Raw genomic sequence first — 1,958 nt, 5'->3', positions numbered from 1 at the left:
AGCTACATTTCTACTGTTAAGAAGAATCAACTTTCTGTGATGAAAGCTATTCAAGATGCAATCGATGGAAAGCCATTTGTTCCAACGATTGTTTGATTTTAGGGTTGCAAATTAATTTTTTGTATTAGAGTTGAATACAGGATTGACGATAATTAGGCTGAATAGTTACCTGGAGAAAACGATTTTAGAAGATGCAGGAGCACTGGTCCACTGGGAGATGGGTGGAGCCGGTATCTTCCAGCATGCATTTTTCAGACGGAACCGAATTTGAAGTTGGTGATACCCGCGTACGTTTCAGCCGTCCCCTTTTCCATGGAATAGAATATTCTGCAATGGGATGGGTGATCGCCACCATCATAGAATACGGGGGTAAAAAATTAATTCATACATCGGATCTGCAGGGACCAACCATTGAAGACCATGCACAATGGATCATTGAAGAAGATCCGGATATATTGATACTGGATGGTCCGGCAACCTACCTTTTAGGTCATCTTCTCAGCAGGACAAACCTTGATCGGGCCATAAATAACCTCATCAGGATCATCAGGGAAAGTGCTCCAGATCTCATTATATACGACCACCATCTTTTGAGAGATCCGCTTTACAGAGAGCATACTGCAAAGGTATGGGAGACAGCAGATGATATGCATGTCAGGATAATGACAGCTGCTGAATACAATGGACTTGTTCCTGTTGTTTTGAGATCAGGGGACGGTAATGTATGATTCGAAAGAGCAGGGCACATCATCAAATTTCGGAGGATACTCACAAAATTATCTTCGAGATTTTAGTGGTTTGCTTTATATTACTTGAACTTCGGCTCTGTAGAAAACCTATTTTCCTATTTAATTTCCACATAAAATTTTAAAAAGAATTATCCCCTGAGTATTACTTATCACAGAAAACACAAAGGGGATGAATGTGTTTTGTCTAACAAATATTTAAAGTTTGTTGATACAGCACTAACTGTATCAGGTAACTCACACCTTCAGATCTATAGTTGCAAGTATTCCAAAAGAAAATATACACAACATCAGCTATTGACATTGGTTTTATTGAAAGAGTACCTTAATGAAGATTATAGAGATATTGTTGAACTTGTCGAAGTAATGGATGAGGTAAAAACAAGAATTGGATTAAAACCGGTTCCACACTTTACTATTCCATTAAATCATAGATTTAGTGGGAGTTCCAGATTTTCAATCTGGAACACACTTCATAAATTCATTACAAGACTCAACTCTGTTTATTTCAGCGGATTGCTACAACAAACACTAAAACTCTTTTATTCTCATGGTGAAAAGATTGAGATAACTGCCATTGATTCGAGTGGATTTACTAGTGGTCATTGTAGTTACTATTATTCGTGGAGAACAGAACAGAAAAGAAGATATTTCCTGAAAACCAGTATTTCTGTTGATACTAATAAGTTTATTGTCACTGGTTTTAAGATCTCAGGTAAACCTGTACACTATTCAAAGCATGCAATGACATTGCTAAAGCAATGTCATAAAACTCGTAGATCAAGTTACTATGTCATGGATAAGGGTTACGATTCTGAAGACATACATTCTCTTGCAAGAGAAAAACTAGGATCAATAGCTATGATTCCTTTGAGACAGAGGAAAAGAAAGAAGATCAAAGGTAAGTACCGTAGAAAAATGATATGGGAATTTGATGAGGAACTGTATCATAATAGAAATCTGGTAGAAACGATGTTCTCTGTCCTGAAAAGAAAATATGGTGAGGAAATTAGGGCAAAAAAGTACTGGAATCAATTAAAAGAGATTAAATTCAAATTATGGCATTGTTAACTAAACATAGCTAACTCTTTATTTCTGTACTTCATCAAAAGAAGAACAGAGTACTTCAGCATTTCAAGACTCTTAGTATAACACTTTGACTTTCTTCTCAATCTTGCCAGAAAGTGCCTAATTATGCTGTTATATCCTTCA

1 protein-coding gene and 2 pseudogenes are annotated in these 1,958 nt (G+C 36.4%); 2 read left to right on the top strand and 1 reads right to left on the bottom strand.

Features of this window, described 5'->3' with window-relative positions; genetic code table 11:
• Positions 1-191 precede the first annotated feature (191 nt).
• Together KDK67_RS13970 and KDK67_RS13965 are read left to right on the top strand one after the other, a co-directional pair.
• The gene (locus tag KDK67_RS13970; protein ID WP_250869456.1) at positions 192-728 is read left to right on the top strand and encodes an MBL fold metallo-hydrolase; all 537 of its coding nucleotides are present in this window, start codon (positions 192-194) and stop codon (positions 726-728) included.
• 201 nt (positions 729-929) lie between these two features.
• A pseudogene (locus KDK67_RS13965) lies at positions 930-1,805 on the top strand (IS5 family transposase); the annotation flags it as partial.
• 8 nt (positions 1,806-1,813) lie between these two features.
• Here the strand turns inward: KDK67_RS13965 and KDK67_RS13960 are convergent.
• Positions 1,814-1,958, bottom strand: a pseudogene (locus tag KDK67_RS13960) (IS1 family transposase); the annotation flags it as partial.

It is taken from the genome of Methanococcoides seepicolus (genome assembly GCF_023684405.1).
Taxonomy (GTDB): domain Archaea; phylum Halobacteriota; class Methanosarcinia; order Methanosarcinales; family Methanosarcinaceae; genus Methanococcoides; species Methanococcoides seepicolus.
This window is presented reverse-complemented; position numbering and strand designations above follow the sequence as displayed.

Excerpts from the sequence above, each read along its gene's own strand:
- KDK67_RS13970 (WP_250869456.1), top strand. The coding sequence starts at position 192 with ATGCAGGAGCACTGGTCCACTGGGAGATGGGTGGAGCCGGTATCTTCC.